Source organism: Streptomyces sp. NPDC059874, from assembly GCF_042731135.1.
Taxonomy (GTDB): Bacteria; Actinomycetota; Actinomycetes; order Streptomycetales; family Streptomycetaceae; genus Streptomyces.
Genome location: NZ_JBHWJY010000001.1, coordinates 43848 through 62471, shown reverse-complemented (window position 1 = coordinate 62471; position 18624 = coordinate 43848). Strand labels below are relative to the sequence as shown.

The 18624-nt window shown below is 72.6% G+C and carries 21 protein-coding genes; 11 read left to right on the top strand and 10 right to left on the bottom strand.

Annotated elements, in window-relative coordinates; all coding sequences use genetic code 11:
* Together ACFV9H_RS00255 and ACFV9H_RS00250 are read left to right on the top strand one after the other, a co-directional pair.
* Entirely contained in the window at nt 1-1245 is a 1245-nt protein-coding gene (locus tag ACFV9H_RS00255) for an MFS transporter (RefSeq protein WP_385391319.1), read from the top strand.
* Nucleotides 1246-1254: 9 nt separating this feature from the next.
* Nucleotides 1255-2187, top strand: coding sequence for an SDR family oxidoreductase (locus ACFV9H_RS00250; protein ID WP_385391318.1), 933 nt, complete (start codon nt 1255-1257; stop codon nt 2185-2187).
* Here ACFV9H_RS00250 and ACFV9H_RS00245 read toward each other — a convergent pair.
* Nucleotides 2171-2986: an ATP-grasp domain-containing protein gene (locus ACFV9H_RS00245; RefSeq protein ID WP_385391317.1), complete on the bottom strand. Its 816-nt coding sequence runs from the start codon at nt 2984-2986 to the stop codon at nt 2171-2173. The genes ACFV9H_RS00250 and ACFV9H_RS00245 overlap by 17 nt on opposite strands.
* Nucleotides 2987-3019: 33 nt before the next feature.
* On the bottom strand, nt 3020-3808 hold the full coding sequence (locus ACFV9H_RS00240) for a TetR/AcrR family transcriptional regulator (RefSeq protein WP_385391315.1): 789 nt from the start codon (nt 3806-3808) through the stop codon (nt 3020-3022).
* An 80-nt stretch (nt 3809-3888) separates the two neighbouring features.
* Here ACFV9H_RS00240 and ACFV9H_RS00235 point away from each other — a divergent pair, with 80 nt between their 5' ends.
* Nucleotides 3889-6621: an ATP-binding cassette domain-containing protein gene (locus ACFV9H_RS00235; protein WP_385391313.1), complete on the top strand. Its 2733-nt coding sequence runs from the start codon at nt 3889-3891 to the stop codon at nt 6619-6621.
* 1 nt (nt 6622) lies between these two features.
* Here the strand turns inward: ACFV9H_RS00235 and ACFV9H_RS00230 are convergent, their stop codons facing one another.
* Nucleotides 6623-7687, bottom strand: a complete 1065-nt coding sequence (locus ACFV9H_RS00230) for an enoyl-CoA hydratase/isomerase family protein (RefSeq protein WP_385391312.1) — start codon at nt 7685-7687, stop codon at nt 6623-6625.
* Between the two features lie 27 nt (nt 7688-7714).
* Here ACFV9H_RS00230 and ACFV9H_RS00225 point away from each other — a divergent pair, with 27 nt between their 5' ends.
* Nucleotides 7715-8284: a dihydrofolate reductase family protein gene (locus ACFV9H_RS00225; protein WP_385391310.1), complete on the top strand. Its 570-nt coding sequence runs from the start codon at nt 7715-7717 to the stop codon at nt 8282-8284.
* On the opposite strand, the gene ACFV9H_RS00220 is transcribed toward ACFV9H_RS00225, so the two are convergent.
* Complete coding sequence (locus ACFV9H_RS00220; RefSeq protein ID WP_385391309.1) at nt 8269-9018, bottom strand: AraC family transcriptional regulator; 750 nt, start codon at nt 9016-9018, stop codon at nt 8269-8271. The genes ACFV9H_RS00225 and ACFV9H_RS00220 overlap by 16 nt on opposite strands.
* Nucleotides 9019-9138: 120 nt before the next feature.
* Between ACFV9H_RS00220 and ACFV9H_RS00215 the strand changes: the two genes are divergently transcribed.
* Complete coding sequence (locus ACFV9H_RS00215) at nt 9139-10287, top strand: MFS transporter (protein WP_385391583.1); 1149 nt, start codon at nt 9139-9141, stop codon at nt 10285-10287.
* Nucleotides 10288-10289: 2 nt separating this feature from the next.
* Here ACFV9H_RS00215 and ACFV9H_RS00210 read toward each other — a convergent pair whose 3' ends face one another.
* Complete coding sequence (locus ACFV9H_RS00210; RefSeq protein WP_385391307.1) at nt 10290-10862, bottom strand: DUF6434 domain-containing protein; 573 nt, start codon at nt 10860-10862, stop codon at nt 10290-10292.
* Between the two features lie 85 nt (nt 10863-10947).
* On the opposite strand from ACFV9H_RS00210, the gene ACFV9H_RS00205 reads away from it, so the two are divergent.
* Together ACFV9H_RS00205 and ACFV9H_RS00200 are read left to right on the top strand one after the other, a co-directional pair.
* Nucleotides 10948-11382, top strand: a complete 435-nt coding sequence (locus tag ACFV9H_RS00205; protein WP_385391305.1) for a MarR family winged helix-turn-helix transcriptional regulator — start codon at nt 10948-10950, stop codon at nt 11380-11382.
* Between the two features lie 48 nt (nt 11383-11430).
* Nucleotides 11431-12015: a hydrolase gene (locus tag ACFV9H_RS00200; RefSeq protein ID WP_385391303.1), complete on the top strand. Its 585-nt coding sequence runs from the start codon at nt 11431-11433 to the stop codon at nt 12013-12015.
* Nucleotides 12016-12046: 31 nt separating this feature from the next.
* Here the strand turns inward: ACFV9H_RS00200 and ACFV9H_RS00195 are convergent, their stop codons facing one another.
* Nucleotides 12047-12499, bottom strand: a complete 453-nt coding sequence (locus tag ACFV9H_RS00195) for a YbhB/YbcL family Raf kinase inhibitor-like protein (RefSeq protein ID WP_385391301.1) — start codon at nt 12497-12499, stop codon at nt 12047-12049.
* Nucleotides 12500-12645: 146 nt separating this feature from the next.
* Between ACFV9H_RS00195 and ACFV9H_RS00190 the strand changes: the two genes are divergently transcribed.
* From ACFV9H_RS00190 to ACFV9H_RS00180, 3 genes are read left to right on the top strand one after another with little or no spacing between them, the layout of a single operon-like run.
* Entirely contained in the window at nt 12646-12861 is a 216-nt protein-coding gene (locus ACFV9H_RS00190; RefSeq protein WP_385391300.1) for a hypothetical protein, read from the top strand.
* A 37-nt stretch (nt 12862-12898) separates the two neighbouring features.
* Nucleotides 12899-13366 (top strand): ATP-binding protein, encoded by a 468-nt coding sequence (locus ACFV9H_RS00185; RefSeq protein WP_385391299.1) that lies wholly within the window; start codon nt 12899-12901, stop codon nt 13364-13366.
* A 41-nt stretch (nt 13367-13407) separates the two neighbouring features.
* On the top strand, nt 13408-13590 hold the full coding sequence (locus ACFV9H_RS00180) for a DUF6126 family protein (RefSeq protein WP_385391297.1): 183 nt from the start codon (nt 13408-13410) through the stop codon (nt 13588-13590).
* 3 nt (nt 13591-13593) lie between these two features.
* On the opposite strand, the gene ACFV9H_RS00175 is transcribed toward ACFV9H_RS00180, so the two are convergent.
* From ACFV9H_RS00175 to ACFV9H_RS00160, 4 genes are all read right to left on the bottom strand, one after another.
* On the bottom strand, nt 13594-13845 hold the full coding sequence (locus tag ACFV9H_RS00175) for a hypothetical protein (protein WP_385391295.1): 252 nt from the start codon (nt 13843-13845) through the stop codon (nt 13594-13596).
* A 66-nt stretch (nt 13846-13911) separates the two neighbouring features.
* A complete protein-coding gene (locus ACFV9H_RS00170; protein ID WP_385391294.1) occupies nt 13912-14817 on the bottom strand; it encodes a DUF6339 family protein in 906 nt (301 codons plus the stop codon).
* Entirely contained in the window at nt 14814-15791 is a 978-nt protein-coding gene (locus tag ACFV9H_RS00165) for a hypothetical protein (RefSeq protein ID WP_385391293.1), read from the bottom strand. The genes ACFV9H_RS00170 and ACFV9H_RS00165 overlap by 4 nt, the downstream gene beginning before the upstream one ends.
* On the bottom strand, nt 15788-17875 hold the full coding sequence (locus tag ACFV9H_RS00160) for a helix-turn-helix transcriptional regulator (protein ID WP_385391292.1): 2088 nt from the start codon (nt 17873-17875) through the stop codon (nt 15788-15790). The genes ACFV9H_RS00165 and ACFV9H_RS00160 overlap by 4 nt, the downstream gene beginning before the upstream one ends.
* Nucleotides 17876-18400: 525 nt before the next feature.
* Here ACFV9H_RS00160 and ACFV9H_RS00155 point away from each other — a divergent pair.
* Entirely contained in the window at nt 18401-18550 is a 150-nt protein-coding gene (locus ACFV9H_RS00155; RefSeq protein WP_385391290.1) for a hypothetical protein, read from the top strand.
* Nucleotides 18551-18624: the final 74 nt, after the last annotated feature.

Here is an 18624-nt window from a genome sequence, read left to right as displayed (position 1 = left end):
GTGTACCTGTCGACCAGCCGGGCCGCGGACATCGCCGGGCGCACCTCTCCCGCCCGGGGACCCTTGCGGGCCGTCCCCGGAACGGTGATCGCGCTCGGCCTGGTCAGCCTGGTCACGGACGTCTCCGCGGAGATGGTGACCGCGGTCCTGCCGCTGTACCTGGTGGCCGGACTCGGCATGTCCCCGCTCGCGTTCGGCGCCCTGGACGGACTCCACCAGGGCGCCACCGCGCTGCTGCGCATCGTGGGCGGCCGGGTCGCGGACCGCACCCGGCGCCGCAAACTCGTGGCGGGCACCGGCTACGCGCTCTCCGCAGCCTGCAAGGCGGCCCTGCTCGTCGTCGCCACCCCCTGGTCGGTGGCGGCGGTGCTCGCCGCCGACCGGGCGGGGAAGGGCCTGCGCACCGCCCCGCGCGACGCGCTGATCTCGCTGTCCTGCCCGCCGCAGGACCAGGGTCGCGCCTTCGGGGTGCACCGCGCCCTGGACACGGCGGGCGCGCTGCTGGGGCCGCTGGCCGCGTTCGGGGTGCTGTGGGTGGTGGTGGACGGGTACGACACCGTGTTCACCGTCAGCTGCTGCGTCGCCGTACTGGGGGTGGCGCTGCTCGCCCTCTTCGTACGGGAGGCCCCCGCGCCCGCCGTCCCCGGCCCGGCCCGGGCCCCCGTCCGCACCCTCGTCCGGATCCCCGAGCTGCGGCGGCTCTGCCTGACGTCCGCCGCCCTCGGCCTGTTCACCGTCGGCGACGCCTTCCTCTACCTGCTGCTCCAGCGCCGGCTCGACCTGCCGGCGGCGTACTTCCCGCTGCTGCCCGTCGGCACGGCGGCCGTGTTCCTGCTGGCGGCGGTGCCCGCGGGCCGGTTCGCCGACCGGCTGGGCCGGCGCCGGGTCTTCCTCGGCGGGCACGTCCTGCTGGTCGGCGCGTGCCTGCTGCTCCTGGTCCCGGGAGCGGCCGGGCCCCCGCTCGTCGTCGGCGTCCTCACCCTCCTCGGCCTGTTCTACGCCGCCACGGACGGGGTGCTGATGGCCGCGGCCGGGTCGGTGCTCCCGGCCGAGCTGCGCACCACCGGGCTCGCGGTGCTCCAGACCGCGCAGGCCCTGGCCCGCTTCGCGGGGTCGGTGCTCTTCGGGGCGGCCTGGACCCTGTGGGGGCCGGGCCCGGCGCTGGCCGCGGGAGCCGGCGGACTCCTGCTCTCGCTGGCCGTGATCGCCGTGTTCGGCAGGCGGGGGCCGCACGTGCCGTCGTAGGGTCGGCACATGCCCGAAGCGGAGCCGACACAGCGAACACTCGAAGGCAGGGTCGCCCTCGTGGCCGGCGCGACGCGCGGCGCGGGCCGCGGGATCGCGGTCCAGCTGGGGGCGCGGGGCGCGACGGTGTACGTATCGGGGCGCAGCACGCGGGGCCGGCGGTCCGAGTACGACCGGCCCGAGACGATCGAGGAGACCGCCGAGCTGGTCACGTCGGCGGGCGGCCGGGGCGTCCCGGTGGTCGCCGACCACCTCGTCCCGGCGGAGGTGGAGGCGCTGGTCGCCCGGATCGATGCCGAGCAGGGTCGCCTGAACGTCCTGGTGAACGACGTCTGGGGCGGGGAACGGCTCTTCGAGTGGGACAGCACGGTCTGGGAACACGACCTGGACAACGGTCTGCGTCTGCTGCGCCTCGCGGTGGAGACCCATGCCATCACGAGTCACCACGCGTTGCCGCTGCTGCTGCGCGAGCCGGGCGGCCTGGTGGTGGAGATGACGGACGGCACCGCCGAGTACAACGCGAGTCGCTACCGCAATTCGTTCTTCTACGACATCGCCAAGTCCTCGGTCCTGCGGATGGCGTTCGCCCTGGGGCACGAGCTGGGCCCGCGCGGGGCGACGGCGGTGGCGTTGACCCCGGGCTGGCTGCGCTCGGAGATGATGCTCGACAACTTCGGTGTGACGGAGGCGAACTGGCGGGACGCCCTGACGAAGGTCCCGCACTTCGCGATCTCGGAGACCCCGTCGTACGTGGGCCGCGCGGTCGCCGCGCTGGCCGCCGACCCGGAGGTGTCCCGCTGGAACGGCCGGTCCCTCTCCAGCGGTGGCCTCGCCGGCGTCTACGGCTTCACTGACCTCGACGGCAGCCGCCCGGACGCCTGGCGCTACATGGTCGAGGTCCAGGACCCGGGCCACCCGGCGGACGTCACGGGCTACCGGTAGCGCGTCCGGCCGCCCGGACGAACGGCAGGTCCTCCGGTGCGGTCTCGGCCTTGGGCCCGGCGGCGCGGAGCACCACGTCGAGTACCTTCCCGGGGTCGCAGGCGTAACCACCGCTGGCCCAGGCCGGGTTCGCCTCGACGACCGCCCAGCCGCCCTCGTCGAGCAGCCCGACGTCCACCACCGCGGCAGATGGCAGGGAGCCGTCGGCGGCGGCGAGCAGCTCGGCTGCGAAGGCGCGGACTTCCGCCGCGTACGGGTCCTGCGCGAGCCGCGCCGGGTCGAGCCGCGGGCCGACGGAGTACCGGCTGCCGACGTGTACGGCTCCGTCGAGGACGAACAGCCGGTACTCACGGTCGAACCGGACGATGTCGCTGACCAGCACCGGCAGGTCGTCGTCGAAGGCGTCCGGTCCGGGCAGCCGCGAGCCGTCCGGATGGATCCGGGCCGGGAAGAGCTTGTCCGTCGGCGGTTTGACGAAGGCCGGCCGCCGCAGCCGGCGCGCCTGCGCCAGTGTGACCGCCTCGACGCGGCGGCCGGTCAGTGCGACCGGCAGTCGCGCCAACCAGTCGGCCGGTGGCTGCAGGGCGGCGACGTCCAGTTCCCCGGCCACCCGGTCGGCCAGGAGCGGCCCTCCGTAGAGGTGGGTGCGGCCGGCGTCCCGCGGGCCGTCGGGCGCTCGCCAGCCCTCCGCCGTCACCGCGCGCAGGCCGCGGGCCGTGGCCGTCTCGGTGAGGCGGCGCACGGTGTCGGTGGCGCGGGGGGCCAGGAGCAGGACTCGGTCGTCGATCACCGGGCACATGATGCCGGGATCGTGTGGGGTCGGTACAACGGTTTACCTCTCGGGCCGCTCGGCCCGGGAGTCGATCAGTCGGGCCAGGCCGTCCAGGACGCACCGGAGGCCGAAGGACCAGACCGTGTCCGGGTCGTAGGCGCCGACCGCGCTGCCCACGCGGCCGGCGAGCGGGTAGCGCTCGGGGTCCATGGCCCGTTCCAGGAGGGGGGCGCTGACGGCCCACCACTCCTCGTCGCTCTGCCTGCTGTTGTGGGCGGCCGCGTCCGCGGCGGCGCGGGCGTTCGCGTGGACGAAGCCGAGGAGGTGGGTGAGGGCGGCGTCCATCTCGGTGTCGGCGAGGCCGATGCCCTCGAAGGCTCCCAGTTCGTACTCGTACTTCGCGATCACACCCGGGCCCAGCGGCGGGCGGGTGACCGACAGGTCCGCGATCCACGGGTGCCGGGTGAGCAGGTCGCGGTTGTCGTCGGCGATCCGAGTGACCTGCTCCTGCCACGGGTCCCGCTCGCCGGGGGGCCGGCGGTCCATCCGCCGGTACGCCTCGTCCAGCATCAGGTCGAGCAGCTCGGCCTTCCCGGGGACGTACGTGTACAGGGTCATCGGCGTCACTCCGAGGCGCTGGGCCAGCGCCCGCATGGTCAGCGCGGCGAGCCCCTCCTCGTCGGCGAGGGCGGTCGCGGCCAGCACCACGGCGTCCACGCTGAGCCCCTGCCGGGGCCCGCGCCGTCCCGGCCGGGCCGGCTCCTGCCCGGGCTCCCGCCACAGCAGTTCCAGCGTGCGCACGGGATCGCCCGCGCCGCTCCGGTCCTTGGCCATACCGATGCCTCCCATCCAGAGAACCAAAACTCACTACGTCGTATAGAGTACAATGTATAAAGTAAGCCCGAGACGCCGCCACCGCGAGGAGTTCCGTGCAGATCGCCAGCACCGCGATATCCCTGACCGTCGACGATGTCCCCGCCTCCGCCACCTTCCTGACCAGGCACTTCGGCTACACCGAGACCATGGCCGCCGAGGGCTTCGCCTCCCTCGGCCACCCCGACGGCCCCCAGGTCATCTTCCTGCGGCGCGGTATCGAGGTCCTCCCCGAGGGCTTCCGCGACCAGCACGCGAGCGGGCTGATCCTCGCCTTCACCGTCGCCGACCTGCCCGGCGAGTACGAGCGCCTGCGCACCGAGGGCGCCCCCATCGCGATGGAGCTCCGCGAGGAGCCCTGGGGCGAGCGGCTGTTCCAGGTCAGCGACCCGAACGGGGTGATCATCCAGCTCGTCGACTGGGTCGCCGCGCAGGAGGAACAGCAGCAGGCGGATCAGCGGCAGGCGGATCAGCAGCAGGCGGATCAGCGGCAGGCGGACCCCGCGCGGGCGGACAGCTCGAACCTCGTCAACCCGGCGGACAGCCACCAGGTCATCCAGGTCCGCGGAGCCCGCGAGAACAACCTGACGGACGTCTCCCTCGACATCCCCAAGCGCCGCCTGACCGTCTTCACCGGCGTCTCCGGCTCCGGGAAGTCCTCCCTCGTCTTCGGTACCGTCGCCGCCGAGTCGCAGCGGATGATCAACGAGACCTACACCTCCTTCGTCCAGTCCTTCATGCCCAGCCTGGGCCGGCCGGACGTGGACGCCCTGCACAACCTGAGCGCCGCCATCGTCGTCGACCAGGAGCGGATGGGCGCCAACTCCCGTTCCACCGTGGGTACGGCGACCGATGCCTCCACCATGCTGCGGATCGTGTTCTCCCGCCTCGGGACCCCGCACATCGGCACGTCGTCCGCCTTCAGCTTCAACACGCCCGAGGGCATGTGCCCGCGCTGCGAGGGCATCGGGCAGGTCTCCGACATCGACGTGGACCAGCTCGTGGACCGCGAACTCTCCCTCAACGAGGGCGCGATCACCGTGCCGGGCTTCGCCGTGGACTCCTGGTACTGGCAGATCATGGCCAACTCCGGCTTCTACTCTCCCGATACGAAGCTCAAGGACTTCACCGAGCAGGAGTGGGCGGACTTCCTGCACAAGAGCGCGGTGAAGGTGAAGGTGGGGTCGAACAACTTCACCTACGAGGGCCTGATCACCAAGGTGTCCCGCACCTACCTGGCCAAGGACCGCGAGTCCATGCAGTCCCACATCCGGGCGTTCGTGGACCGGGCCGTCGTCTTCGCCGACTGCCCGGAGTGCGCCGGCACCCGCCTGTCCGCGGCCGCGCTCTCCTGCCGCATCGACGGCGTGAACATCGCCGAGTGCTCGGCGATGCAGATCAGCGACCTGGCCGCCTTCGTCCGCCGGATCGACGACCCGGCCGTGGCGCCGCTGCTCGCGAACCTGGGAGACCTGCTCCACTCCCTCGTCGAGATCGGGCTCGGCTACCTCAGCCTGGACCGCCCCGCCGGGACCCTGTCCGGTGGCGAGGCCCAGCGGGTCAAGATGGTGCGCCACCTGGGCTCCGCGCTCACGGACGTCACGTACGTCTTCGACGAGCCGACCACCGGCCTGCACCCGCACGACATCCAGCGGATGAACGACCTGCTGCTGCGGCTGCGCGACAAGGGCAACACCGTGCTGGTCGTCGAGCACAAGCCGGAGGTCATCGCGATCGCCGACCACGTCGTGGACCTCGGCCCGGGCGCGGGCACGGCGGGCGGGCAGCTCTGCTACAGCGGGGACGTGGCCGGGCTGCGCGCCTCGGGTACCCTCACCGGCCGCCACCTCGAACACCGGGCGCGTCTGCGGGAGTCGGTGCGCGTCCCGAAGGGCCACCTCTCCGTCAAGGGCGCCGATCTGCACAACCTGAAGGACGTCAGCGTGGACGTGCCGCTGGGGGTGCTGACCGTGGTGACCGGGGTCGCCGGCTCCGGGAAGAGCTCGCTGATCCACGGCCATCTGGCCGGGCGGGACGGGGTGGTGGTCGCCGACCAGTCGCCGATCCGCGGTTCGCGCCGCTCCAACCCGGCCACGTACACCGGCCTGTCGGGCCCGATCCGGACGGCCTTCGCCAAGGCCAACGGAGTCAAGGCGGCCCTGTTCAGCGCGAATTCGGAGGGAGCCTGCGCGAACTGCAACGGCATCGGTCTGGTCTACACGGACCTGGCGATGATGGCCGCCGTGTCCTCGGTCTGCGAGGAGTGCGAGGGCAAGCGGTTCACGCCCGAAGTGCTCACGTACCAGCTGCGCGACAAGAACATCAGCGAGGTGCTGGACATGCCGGTGGCGGAGGCGTACGAGTTCTTCACCACCGGCCAGGCCCGGGCGATCCTGGGCCGCCTCGCCGACGTGGGGCTGGGCTACGTGCGGCTCGGCCAGCCGCTCAGCACCCTGTCGGGCGGTGAGCGTCAGCGGCTGAAGCTCGCCATCAGCATGGCGGAGAAGTCCTCGACGTACATCCTCGACGAGCCGACCACCGGCCTGCACATGGCCGATGTCGACAAGCTGCTCGCGCTGCTGGACCGGCTCGTCGACGACGGGAACTCGGTGATCGTCATCGAACACCACCAGGCGGTGATGGCGCACGCCGACTGGCTGATCGACATCGGCCCGGGCGGCGGTCACGACGGCGGCCGGGTGGTCTTCGAGGGCACCCCGTCGACCCTGGTGGCCGAGGCGGACACGCTGACCGCCCGCCATCTGCGGGAGTACGTCAGTCGCGGCTGACCTACGGGAAGGTCAGTTCGCGGCCGGCGCCGAGCGGGGCGAAGAACCGCTCCACCTCGGCGTCGGTGACCTCCTCCAGGCGGGCCGGGGACCAGCGGGGGTCGCGGTCCTTGTCGACCACCTGGGCCCGGATGCCCTCCACCAGGTCGGGCGAGGTCAGCGCGTTGCAGGAAACCCGGAACTCCTGGGCCAGTACCCGCTCCAGGGTGGTCAGGCCGGCGGCCCGGCGCAGGGCGGCGAGGGTGGTCTTGAGGGCGGTCGGGGACTTGGCCAGGATCGTCTCGGCGGTCTCCTTGGCGGCCGGGTCCCCGTCGGCGAACAGCCGCTCGACGATCTCCTCGACGGTGTCCGCCGCGTAACAGCGGTCGATCCAGGCCCGCCGCTCGGCGAGTTCGCCGGGCGGCGGCGTGGCCGCGTACCGCGGGAGGACCTCCGCCACCGGGGCCCCGGCGAGTTCGGCGGTCAGCTCCGGGAGCCGGGCGGCCGGTACGAAGTGGTCGGCGAGCCCGCACAGCAGTGCGTCGGCGGCACCCACGGCGGATCCGGTGAGGGCGAGATGGGTGCCGAGCAGGCCGGGGGCGCGGCCGAGCAGCCAGGTGCCTCCGACGTCGGGCACGAAGCCGATGCCGGTCTCGGGCATGGCGACGCGCGAGCGTTCCGTGACGATGCGGACGCCGCCGTGGGCCGACACCCCGACGCCGCCGCCCATGACGATGCCGTCCATGAGGGCCACGTACGGCTTGGAGTAGCGGGCGATATGGGCGTTGAGCCGGTACTCGTCGCGCCAGAAGGCCGCGGAGGCGGTGGTCCCGGCCTTGGCGTCGTCGTGGATGGCGCGGATGTCCCCGCCCGCGCACAGCCCGCGCTCACCGGCCCCGCGGATCAGGACCTGATGGACGGCGGGGTCGTCCTCCCAGGCGGTGAGGGCCTCGTCGATCCGCAGCACCATGGGGTGGGTGAGGGCGTTGAGGGCCTTGGGGCGATTGAGGGTGACCACCCCCGTCCGGCCCTTCACGTCGAACAGGACGGTGTCGTCGGTGGCGGCCGTGTCGTCTGAGGTCTTCACACCGGCCAGTATGTAGCGTGCCTGGGTATGCGGAAGATCATCCTGATGTCGGGCATCTCCCTCGACGGTTACATCGAGGGGCCCGGGCGGAACATCGACTGGCACCAAGTCGACGACGAGCTGCACCAGCACATGAACGACGCGCTCCGCCCGATGGGCGGTTTCCTCAGCGGCCGCGTCACCCACGAGCTGATGGTGGACTTCTGGCCGACCGCCGACACCGACCCGGCGAACGCCGGGCCGATGGCCGAGTTCGCGGAGATCTGGCGGTCCATGCCGAAGTACGTGTACTCGCGCACCCTCCCGCCGGGCCCGACCGACTGGAACACGACCGTCGTGCGTGACGTCGTCCCGGAAGAGGTCGCCGCGCTCAAGGCGGCGCCCGGCGCCGACCTGATCCTGAGCGGGGCGGATCTCGCCGCCTCCTTCCTGCGCCTCGACCTCGTGGACGCGTACCGGATCTACGTGCACCCGGTGCGCATCGGTCGCGGCAAACCGCTCTTCCCGCCCACCGACAGCGGCCTGGTGCCACTGCGCCTGGCGGGCACCCGCAGCTTCGGCAACGGCGTGGTGCGGCTGGACTACGAGCGGCCGTAGGCCCCCGGCGTGTGCCCGAAGGCGCGCCGGAAGACGTCGATGAACGCGCTCGCGGACGACCATCCGCAGCGGTGCGCGACCGCCGTCACGGGGGTGCCGACGGCCAGCAGCCGCAGTGCCTGGTGCAGCCGCAGCTGCGTGCGCCACTGCGGGAACGTCATCCCCAGCTCGGCGCGGAAGAGCCGGCTCAGCGTCCGCTCGCCGGCCCCCGCCCCGGCCGCCACCGCGAGCTCGGCCAGCCCCCGCGGGTCCCCCGGGTCGGCGTGCAGCAGCGCGCACACCGCCGCGAGCCGCGGGTCGGCGGGGGCGGGCAGGTGCAGCGGCTGGAGCGGCGAGGCGCGCAGCTGGTCGAGGAGGACCGCGAGCAGCCGGCGCCGCGCGGGGGTGTCGTCCTGCGGGGCGCGGGTGTAGGCCAGGATCAGCTCGCGCAGCAACGGGCCCACGGCGATGACGGCCGGCGCGGCCAGGGACAGCGGGTTGAGGCGGGTCGGCAGGCCCACGGAGTGCAGATCGGTACGACCGAACGCGCGGTGTTCGTGCACGGTTCCGGCCGGGATCCACAGGGCCCGGGTCGCGGGGGCCACCCAGGTGCCGGCATCGGTGGTGATCGACAGGACCCCGGAACCGGCGTAGGCGATCTGGTGGTCGTCGTGGCGGTGCGGGTCGATGCCGATGTCGGTGTCGAGTTCGCGGATGCTGGTGGCGGCGCGCGGCGTGTGGCGGATTTTCTGCATCACTCGGCAATTTATCGGAAGCGGGACGGCTGCGCCGACGGCGATTCTCGATGGGTGAAGCCCTCGAACCCCGTCAAGAATCCGGCGGAGCCGTCGCGTTCCGCCCTCCCTGCGGCTCCGGTGCGGCGCCGTGTCGCCGCCCTCGCGGCGGGTCACGCCTGCGTGGACGTCTACCAGGGCGCCGTCGCCGCGCTCGTGCCCTTCCTCGTGTCGGAGCGCGCCTACGGTTACGCCGCCGCGTCCGGCATCGTGCTCGCCGCCTCGCTGCTCTCCTCCGTGGTCCAGCCGCTGTTCGGCCTGATGACCGACCGCCGGCCGATGCCCTGGCTGATCCCCCTGGCCACGGCCGCCGCGGGGCTCGGCATCGCCCTGGTCGGACTGGACGCCGGGTACGCGGCCACGGTCGCGGCCGTCGCCCTGTCCGGGCTGGGCGTGGCCGCGTACCACCCGGCGGCCGCCCGTACGGTCCGCACCGCCCCGGGCGGTACCGGGCACACGGCGATGAGCTGGTTCGCGCTCGGCGGGAACATCGGCTTCGCCTGCGCTCCGCTGCTGGTCGTGGCCGCGCTGGCGGTACCGGGGGCGGCCGGCTGGTGGCTGCTGGCCCTCCCCGCCGCGCTCGGAGTCCTCCTGGGCCGGCCGACCGCCCCGGCGGGTGGGGCAGGACCGTCCGTGGCCGCGCCGCGGGGCGTCCCCGCGGCCGCCGCCGCGGAGAACCGGCGGGCCTTCCTGCGGCTGTGCCTGGTCGTGATCCTCCGCTCGGTCGTGTTCACCGGCCTGAGCACCTTCGTCGCCCTGTACGTACGTGAGCGCGGCGGCGGTGAAACCACCGGCGCCGTGGCCCTGTTCGCCCTCTTCGCGGGCAGCGCCGGCGGCACCCTGCTCGGCGGCCGGCTGGCCGGCCGGTGGGGCCGGGTGACCACCGTCCGCCGGGCGTACGCCGCCGCCGTGCCCGCCGTCGCCGGGGTCCTCTTCCTGCCGCTGCCCCTGGTGCCCGCCTGCGCGGCGCTCGCCGCCACCGCGCTGTACGTGCCCTTCTCCCTCCAGGTCACCCTGGGCCAGGACTACCTCCCGACGCGGATCGGCACGGCGAGCGGGGTCACGCTCGGCCTGACCGTCAGCGTGGGCGGCCTCGCGAGCCCGCTCATCGGCGCGTTCGCGGACGCCGCTTCGCTGCGCGTCGCGCTGCTGCCACTGGCCGTACTCCCGGTCCTGGCGTGGGCGCTGGCGCGGCGACTGCCGGAGCCGGATGCGGAACCGGCCCGCTGAGGTCAGCTCCTGGGCCGGGCCCGGTGATCCCGCCAGGCGGCCAAGGCCTCGGTACGGGTGCCACCGGGATGGTCCGCGTGCCAGGCGCGCAGGAAGCGGTTGAACTCGAACCGGGCTCCCACCTCCTGCGGTTCGGCCGCGCGGGCCCGGGTGGCGTGCCAGTGGGCGACGGCGTCGGCCAGGGTGTGTCCCGCGCGGCGGCCGACGTACTCGCGCATGAAGGCGTGGAAGTGGAAGCCGGGGCCGATCTCCCGCGTGAAGTACTCCCGGAGCACCTGACCGCACCGCTGCCCCGGCGGGATCACGGTCGAGCCGTCGACGGGGGGGGTGAGCCCGCGCCCCGCGCGGCGGGCCGCGGGCGGTGCGGGCCCGGCCGGAGCGAGTGCCGGCTCGGGGAGGCCGTCGAGGGCGGCGGCGAGCCGGGCGGTGACGGCGGCCTTGCCTCCCCCGGCCGACAGTCCCATCTCCCGCGCCAACGCGCTCAGCTCCGCCAACGTCCAGTACCAGCGGGCCAGTTCCGCGCCGGTCAGCGCCGACGTCAGGGCAGGCCGAGACGCCGCCATATTCGTACTCACGTTCGCATCACAGCCAGGGGCCCGCGACACTCGGATCAGTAAGGATGACTTGCAAGTTTGACTGAATACGACCTAATGTCCCCCTATGCCCGCAGAACCTCCCCGGCCCCGCGACACCGCCGAAGAGCTCCAGCTGGCCCTCGGCATGCTGGTCCGGCAGATGCGGGCCGCCGCGGGCGGCGGGGTGAGCCTGTCGCAGATGTCCGTCCTCAAGCGGCTCGACCGGCTCGGCCCCTGCACCGCCACCGATCTGGCGCAGGCCGAGAAGATCCGACCGCAGTCCGTGATCGCCACGGTCAACACCCTGCAGGCCGGCGGCTACGTCACCCGGAGCCCGCACCCCACCGACGGCCGCCGGCTGGTCATCTCCCTCACCCCCGAGGGGCAGGCCCTGGTCCGCGAGCGCCGCGAGGCCGGACACGGCCGGATCGCCGAACTGATCGACGAGCGACTGAGCCCCGCCGAACAACGCCTGCTCGCCGAAGCCGTCCCCCTGCTGCGACGCCTCGCCGAGGACTGACCGGCCCCACCCTCAGCCGCCCGCCCCGCCCCGCGCGAAGGAGCCCGCATGACCTCCACCGACCCGAACCGCCTCACCCTCGGCGACGACACCGCCCTGGTCCTCATCGACCTCCAGACGGGCATCCTGGGCCTGAGCACCGCCAAGCCCTCCGCCGAGATCCTCCGGAAGGGCGTCGAGCTCGCGGAGGCCTTCCGCGCCCGCAAGCTCCCCGTAGTGCTGGTCAAGGTGGCGTGGTCCCCCGACGGCGGCGATCTGCCGACCTCCAACGTGGACCGCCCGGGCCCGGCCTCCGCCCCGCCCGCCGCGTTCTCGCAGATCCCCGCCGAGCTCGCGGCCCTCGGCGACGTCGTCGTCACCAAGCGCCACTGGGGCGCCTTCACCGGCACCGAGCTCGACCTCCAACTGCGCCGCCGCGGCATCCACCGCATCGTGCTGGCCGGCATCTCCACGAGCGTGGGCGTCGAGTCCACCGCCCGCACCGCCTGGGAGCTCAGCTACGACCTGGTCTTCGCCGAGGACGCGACCGCCGACCTGGACGCCGACTCCCACACCCACACCTTCGACAAGATCTTCCCGCGGATCGGCAAGGTCAGCAGCACGGCGGAGATCCTCGCCGCCCTGGACTCCTGACGGACGCTCCCCCGTCGGGTTCGTGCGCGGGTCAGCGCTCGTAGGTGCCCACCAGGGTTCCGGCGGCCAGTTCCCGGCCCTTCAGCGCGCGGTGCAGGGCGTCGGAGTCGGGCCGGCCGGGGAGCTGGAGCGGCTCGGAGACGGCGTAGAGGCGGAAGAAGTAGCGGTGCCTGCCGTGCCCGGGGGGAGGCATCGGTCCGGCCCAGCCCATCCGCCCGAAGCCGTTGGGCCACTCCTGGCTGCCGGGTGGCACCCCGCCCTCGGCCACGCCGGAACTGCCCGGGTCGATACCGGTCACGAGCCAGTGCAGGAACGTCCCACTCGGCGCGTCGGGGTCCTCGCAGACGAGGACCAGCTCCTCCGTCCCCTCCGGCGCCTCCGACCAGGTCAGGGGAGGTGAGACGTCATCCCCCTCCCCGCTGTGGCGCTGCGGGATCACGTCGTGGTCGCCGAACGCCGTGCTGACGATTTTGATTGCGGTCATGGTCGCCGCCCTACCCGGTGCGGGGCGCCCACATCACCCGCCGGACGGGAAAGCGCCCGTTCGGACCAGGCCGGACCGCCGTACGATTGCAGAGTTCTTCGAATCACCATGTGCTGCGGAGATCAAGTGTCGGGGAGGCGGTCGCAGTGGGCGGATTCGCCGAAGCAGCACGGGAGCGGGTGCGGCAGGCTCGCGCCCGGCTCCGGACCGCGCTCGACGAGCGGGACGAGTACGAGGCGGATCTGGCCCAGGACGAGCTGGAGGACGCACTGCGCCTCGCGCGCAAGCACGGCATCAGCACGGAGGAGCCCGAAGGGGCGGAAAGGTCCGGAGCTGCGGAAGAAGGGGCGGCTGATCTGTGAGAGTGTCGGTTCCGCCGTACCGGGGAACGGGTCCGTGATGGGTGCGGGACGTTTCCTGCCCTGGCGCAGGGGCCGGTCCGGATCCGCGGTCGAGCACACCCGGCCCGAGGTGCGTCGGCACGTGGTCTCCCTTGCCGTGGAGCCCGGGGCCGTGCCGCGGGCCCGGGAGGTGGCGGCCGCCCGGCTCGCCCAGGTCGGGGTCGAGCCCCGCTCCGCGTTCGCGGACGCCGTACTGCTGGTCGTCAGCGAACTCGTCACGAATGTCGTACGCCATGCCCATGACTCACCCGTGGCGGAGGTGGGCATCACCGTCGGCTCCGGGCAGCTCGTGGTCAGCGTGGACGACGCCGATCCCCGCCTTCCCGATCTTTCGTCGCGGGGAATGGGCGCGGGGTTGCGTACGGTGTCGGAGCTGGCCGCCGAGTACGACGGCGAGCTGAGCGTGGAACCGACCATCGCGCACAAGGGCAAGGTCATGCTCGTACGATTCCGGATTCCCGCCTGATGGCCCGCCCCACCGACCCGATACCCCTTGGAGACCCACGGATGAGCGACGTACGGGCAGCCGCCCCGAAGCCGGACGGGGAGCCCGAGTCCGGGGCCAGGGCCGAGGCCAGGTGGTTGGAGCGCGGCGTGGCGCTGCGGGCCTTCTTCTACATCTTCGGGACGCACGTGTTCGCGGGCTTCGTCTACCTGCTCTTCCACCTCGGCGAGCACGCGAAGAAGTAGCGGCTACACGGCGTCGTCACAGGCGGCGCAGACCAGGCTCGCGTACTCCGGGGCGTACCACGTGGCACCGGGATGCTCGGCGGGCTTCCACGGGGACACCTCCATGGCGAAGGTGTCCCGGCCGCAGTAGGTGCGCGGCCCGGCGACGGCCGCCCTCCCGGGGGCGGCGGGCACCGCGTGCACGCGGAGGACGGACGGTTCGGCGTCGCCCGCCGTCGGCTTGTCCAGCTCGTACACGACGACGATCTCGCTCATACCTCGACGGTAGGCCGCCCCGGGCGGGCCCGCCCCTCCCGACCGCGCCCGTCCCCCCGGACCGCCTCAGGAATCGGACGGTCGGACCCGGTCGCGGTCTCGAAGGGGCGCCGCGGAGCCGAACCTCTCGAACATCACCGTGAGGAGGTCGAGGGAGGCCCTCCTCGCGGTGCCGTCCTCGGGGCCGTCGGGCAGCCGGTCCCACGGGACGGCCGGCGCGACCTCGGACTCCTCGATCCACCGCGCCAGGGCGTCGTGGTCGGGCGCGTCGTGCGGTGCGATCACGTCGTACATCAGCGTGCTGCCCGCCGCGTTCACCGCCGTGCACAGCGCGTTGACGCGGTCGCCCAGTCGCGTCGCTCTCGAATCGGCCAGTCCCTTCAGGACCCGCACCATCGCCAACGCCGTGGGTTTGTGGTCGATGGCGTCCAACCGCAGGGCCGTGTTGATCATGTCCTGATTTCCGCACGCGATCTCGACCGGTCGGTAGTCGTGCCCGTCGCGGAACATCTCGGCCGCCCACCACAACCGGGCGAAGGCCTGCGTGTAGTGGGGTCCGGAGAACCTCGGGGTGCTGACGCGCCTCGCCGCGTCGTCCCCGGACTCGCCCACGGCGAGGTGCCGCCACAGGACGTAGTCCGGCGCGACGGCCAGCGCGAGGAAGTTCCACAGCTCCGGGCGCGCCGCCTCGGAGCGGGTCATGCGCAGGGTGGCGTGCAGCCTGGGGGCGAGCCAGGCGTCCGCGCCGGCGCGGGAACCGGCGAACCGGTACATCGCCTCGTCCAGCAGTTCTCGTACGGGAGCGGTGTCCCAGCGGGCGGAGTCCTCCGCGATCGCCGTGCTCGCGCGCAGTATCGCCACCCGCGGCAGCGGCTCCTGCCCTGCTCGCACCCCGCTGGTCAGGTACGTGGAGACGGCCGCGGAGGGAAGTGCCGCCAGGCGTTCGGGGGCTTCGGACGGGGTGGACGTCATCGGACCGGTCCTTCCTGGGCGCGCGACACGGCTCGGATCGTCGAAGTGAGGTTCTTGGGGACCTGGGCCCGTCGTGAGGCCGCGTACTGGATCCGGGGCAGCAGCTCGGCCCAGCCGACGCCTTCCTTGCGTCGGCCGTGGGCCTCGGTCAGGGCGTCGGCGATCGGACGGCCCGGAAGGACGTCGGGGAGCATGGCGCGCAGGACGGACTCCCGCCATCCACCCGGAAGGTGCGGCGTCCCGTTCTCGTCCTGTTCGAGGTCGCCGAGGGCGGCGTGGAACATCGCGGCCCAGACCTCGCCGGCGATGTGGGCCGCCACGAGCCCTGCCGTCGCCTTCTCCAGCGGGCCCCGGGCCGCGTTGAGCAGACCGGTGAGTCCCTCGAAGGACGTGTTCAGCAGGATGGTCGGCATGTCGCCGGTGGTGTCGACGAACCACGGGGCGTCCTTGAACGGGCGGAGCCATTCCCGCGGTCCGTCGCGGAAGTCCTCCTCCACGATCTCCGTATCGCGCTGACGTGTGGCCGTCCGCGCGAGGAAGTCGATGACCCACGGCGTGTCACAGACACCGATGATCCGGCCGTCGACACCCCCGTAGCTGCCCACGACACTCACCTCGAGGACGGCGCGGGCCACGTGCTCCGAGCGTCGGACGCGCATCTCGCCGTGCCAGTGCTTCTCGCCGCGGGCCCGCTGGAGGCGGCTGACCACGCGGGTGTTCGTGGCTCCCTCGGTCAGCACCGCGACGCAGGTGACCCCGGCCCAAGGGCCGTCGGCCAGTTCGTCGTTGGGGACGGAGACCTCCAGCTCCAGGAGTCCCTCCACCCAGTCGTCGCGTTCGACCTGGTGGAAGGCGACGACGCGCTCCCGCTGGGACACGAGGGACAGCTGCAGGGGAACCCCGTCGATACCGGCCTGCCGCACGGTGACGTCGATCTTTCCGACGAGGGTCGGGTAGGGGTAGACGGTGGTCATGCGGAGGCCTCCCGTGCCTGCTGGATGTCCACGATCACGCCTGCCAGGGCGGCGGCGACGGGATGGCTGCCGACGGCGGTGACCCCGCCGAACCGGACGGTGCGCACCTCGGGTGCCACGACGACCGTGCCGTCGAGGACGGCGCAGTTCTCCTTCGCCGTCAGTTCGGCCCACTCCAGGGCGGGCCTCCCGCCGGAGCGCACGTCGAACCGGACGACGGGAACGAGGCGCCACGGGTCCTCGCGCTGCGGCACCGTCACCGTCACGTCGAGGGTCCACGCTCCCTCGGAATCGACGCGTCCGGTGACGCGTTCGACGACCGGGTACCCGTGCCCGCGCCGCCCGGTGGCCGTCGCGGGCACGTCGAGCCGAAGGAGGCTCCGGAGGACCTCGGGCCCGGCGGAGACCTCGCGGGCGCCGCGACGGCCGATGAGGCCGCGGAGCGCGGCGTCCATGCCGGCGTTGAACTCGGTCAGCCGTCGCGGGGCGTTGGGATACAGCGCGGACACTTCCTCCGTGACGCCCCACCGGTCGTGTTCCGGCGGCTCGGCGGCCCGGAGGAAGGCCTCGGCGGCGTGCACCGCCTCGCCGTCGTCACCGGTGGCGAACCCTGCGAGGAGTACGGCCTGGAAGGGGTCGACTCCCATGCCGAGACTCCGCGGGCGACGGGACGTGACCGTCATGCGGGTGCCTCGCATGCACACGATGCGGCTGTGGTCCTCGTCCGAGTCCGCGGCGGGCGTCACCAGCAGGACCGCCCGGTGGGTGACCGGTGCGGCCTTGCGCCCCTCGGACCGCGGCGGCGGGACGTCCAGCCGCACCTCGGCCGCGGCGACCTGGTCCGCGGCGGTGAGCTCGGTGACGGTTTCACCGTCGAGGTAGGCCCGGAAGGCGCGCGCGAGCGCCGGGTGGCGTTCGTGCGGATCGACCCGGCGCTCGGGAACGACGGTCTCGTCGTCGCGGAAGGCGCGGACGGAGGCCTCCAGGGTCGCCGGGGTCGAGCGACCCGCGGTCATGGCGGCCCAGAAGTTGTCGGCGATGGCGACGCTCAGGGCCTCGGCCATCTCCTGGAGCGTGTTGCCGGCACCGGCCGCGTCATGGGCGCCGACGACGAGGAACGACGTACCGGGGTCGTCGCTGTCGCGGTCGAGCCGCAGGTCCGCGACGTCCTGCTCGTCCGCCCACCAGGATCGGGAGACGCTCTCGCGTTCCTTCTCCGTGTCCGGCTCGCCGAGCCATGCCGGTCCGGCGTAGGCGACGCCCTCCACTTCTCGCCACGGGAGGTCGAGCCGTCCGATGACGCGACGGGCCGTGCGCCCCTCGTGGCTCTCCGACAAGGTGCTGTTCATCAGCACCAGACCGAGACGGCTGGCCGCCCAGAGGGTGGCCTTCCCGAGCCCGAACGACCCGCCCGCGCGGTCATTGCGCTTGTGGCTGTCGAGCTGCCGCCGCACCACGGCGGCGAACCGGCCGTCCCCGTACTCCGGGCCGGTGAGCCCGGCCGCGTTGTAGTCGTCCACCCGCAGGAGCAGCAGCGACGACTCGTCGCGCAGGGCTCGCAGTGCCTCCTCCAGCACCCGGCCGACCTTCTGTCGGGACCGAGCCGCGGCCTCGTAGTGAGCCTCCAGTTCCTCCCACCTCAAAGCGGCCAGGAACGCCTGGAGGGTCTCGCCCCTCAGCTCGTGCAGGGTGAAGCGGACGCGCACGGGGCGGGTCTGATCGAGCCGCTCGTCCAAGGAGTTCTGTACTGTCTCGCGCGCGAGCACGGCCAGCCCGGCATGGAACGCGAAGGCCGCCGCGTTGCCGTACTCCCGCCCACCGTCGCGGTGGGCGAGGCGGTGGTGCCATCCGATCGGTCGCGCGGACCCGGCATCGGTGTCCCGCGTCAGCACGGTGGAGACATCGGTGTCGAGCAACTCCGCGATCCTGTGCATCAGCTCGACACGCGGTTGCGCCCTGCCGGTCACCCACGCGGACACGGCGGCACGGGTCAGCCCGAGCCGCTCGGCGAACTCGGCCTGCGTCAGGCCGCTCCGTCGGAGCTGACGTCCGAGCCAGACCCCGAAGTCCTCGCCGTCTTCCATGGCCGCCCCTCCCAGTCCGTCCCTCTTGACGATCAAGGGGCAGCCTACCAGGGCGATTTGACAATCAAGATCACGTCAAACGCCATTTGACATCCCCCGCCCGGTGCGCGCCAGCAAACCCTTCGAGGAATTGCCGGAATTCCGACTTTCAGGGACGGACCCATCGCCGATCAGCGGCCCTTCGGGGAGGCTGGACGCGACCATGATCGTTCCGGTAGTTTCGATGACGCCCCTCCCCATCGCGGAGCGGGCAGGGGGACACAATCCCGCTCGGGCGAAGCCATGTCCAAAATCGGCCATGGCCGGTCTCCGCCCCAACGCCCCTTCGGCCAGGGGGATCTCGACCGCACCACGAGCGAGTCCGCACCAGCGGCAGCCATCCTGTCGATCGGCTGGACGCGACCATGATCGACCGGCTAGCTTCAATGAAATTCCGCTTCACCGGAACGAAATCGGCGGCAATTCCGTCGTGGCAGAGCCATGTCGAATTCCAGAACCGTGAAGCACATTCCCAGGGGGGAACAGATGTCCAAGGAAGCGGACTCCCGGGTTCATTCGGCTGCCCCCCGTCGAAGTGGGCGTCCCGGCAGCCACGAGCGGCGCCGGACGTTCACGGTGAGCAACCGCGACGGCGAGCAGATCTTCGACATCACCATCGTGATCAAGGAGCGCTGACCTTCAGGGTCATCAACCTCCCCGGGGGCCGGCTCTCCGCCGGCCCCCACCCCAGTGCGTCATTCGTCATCGGT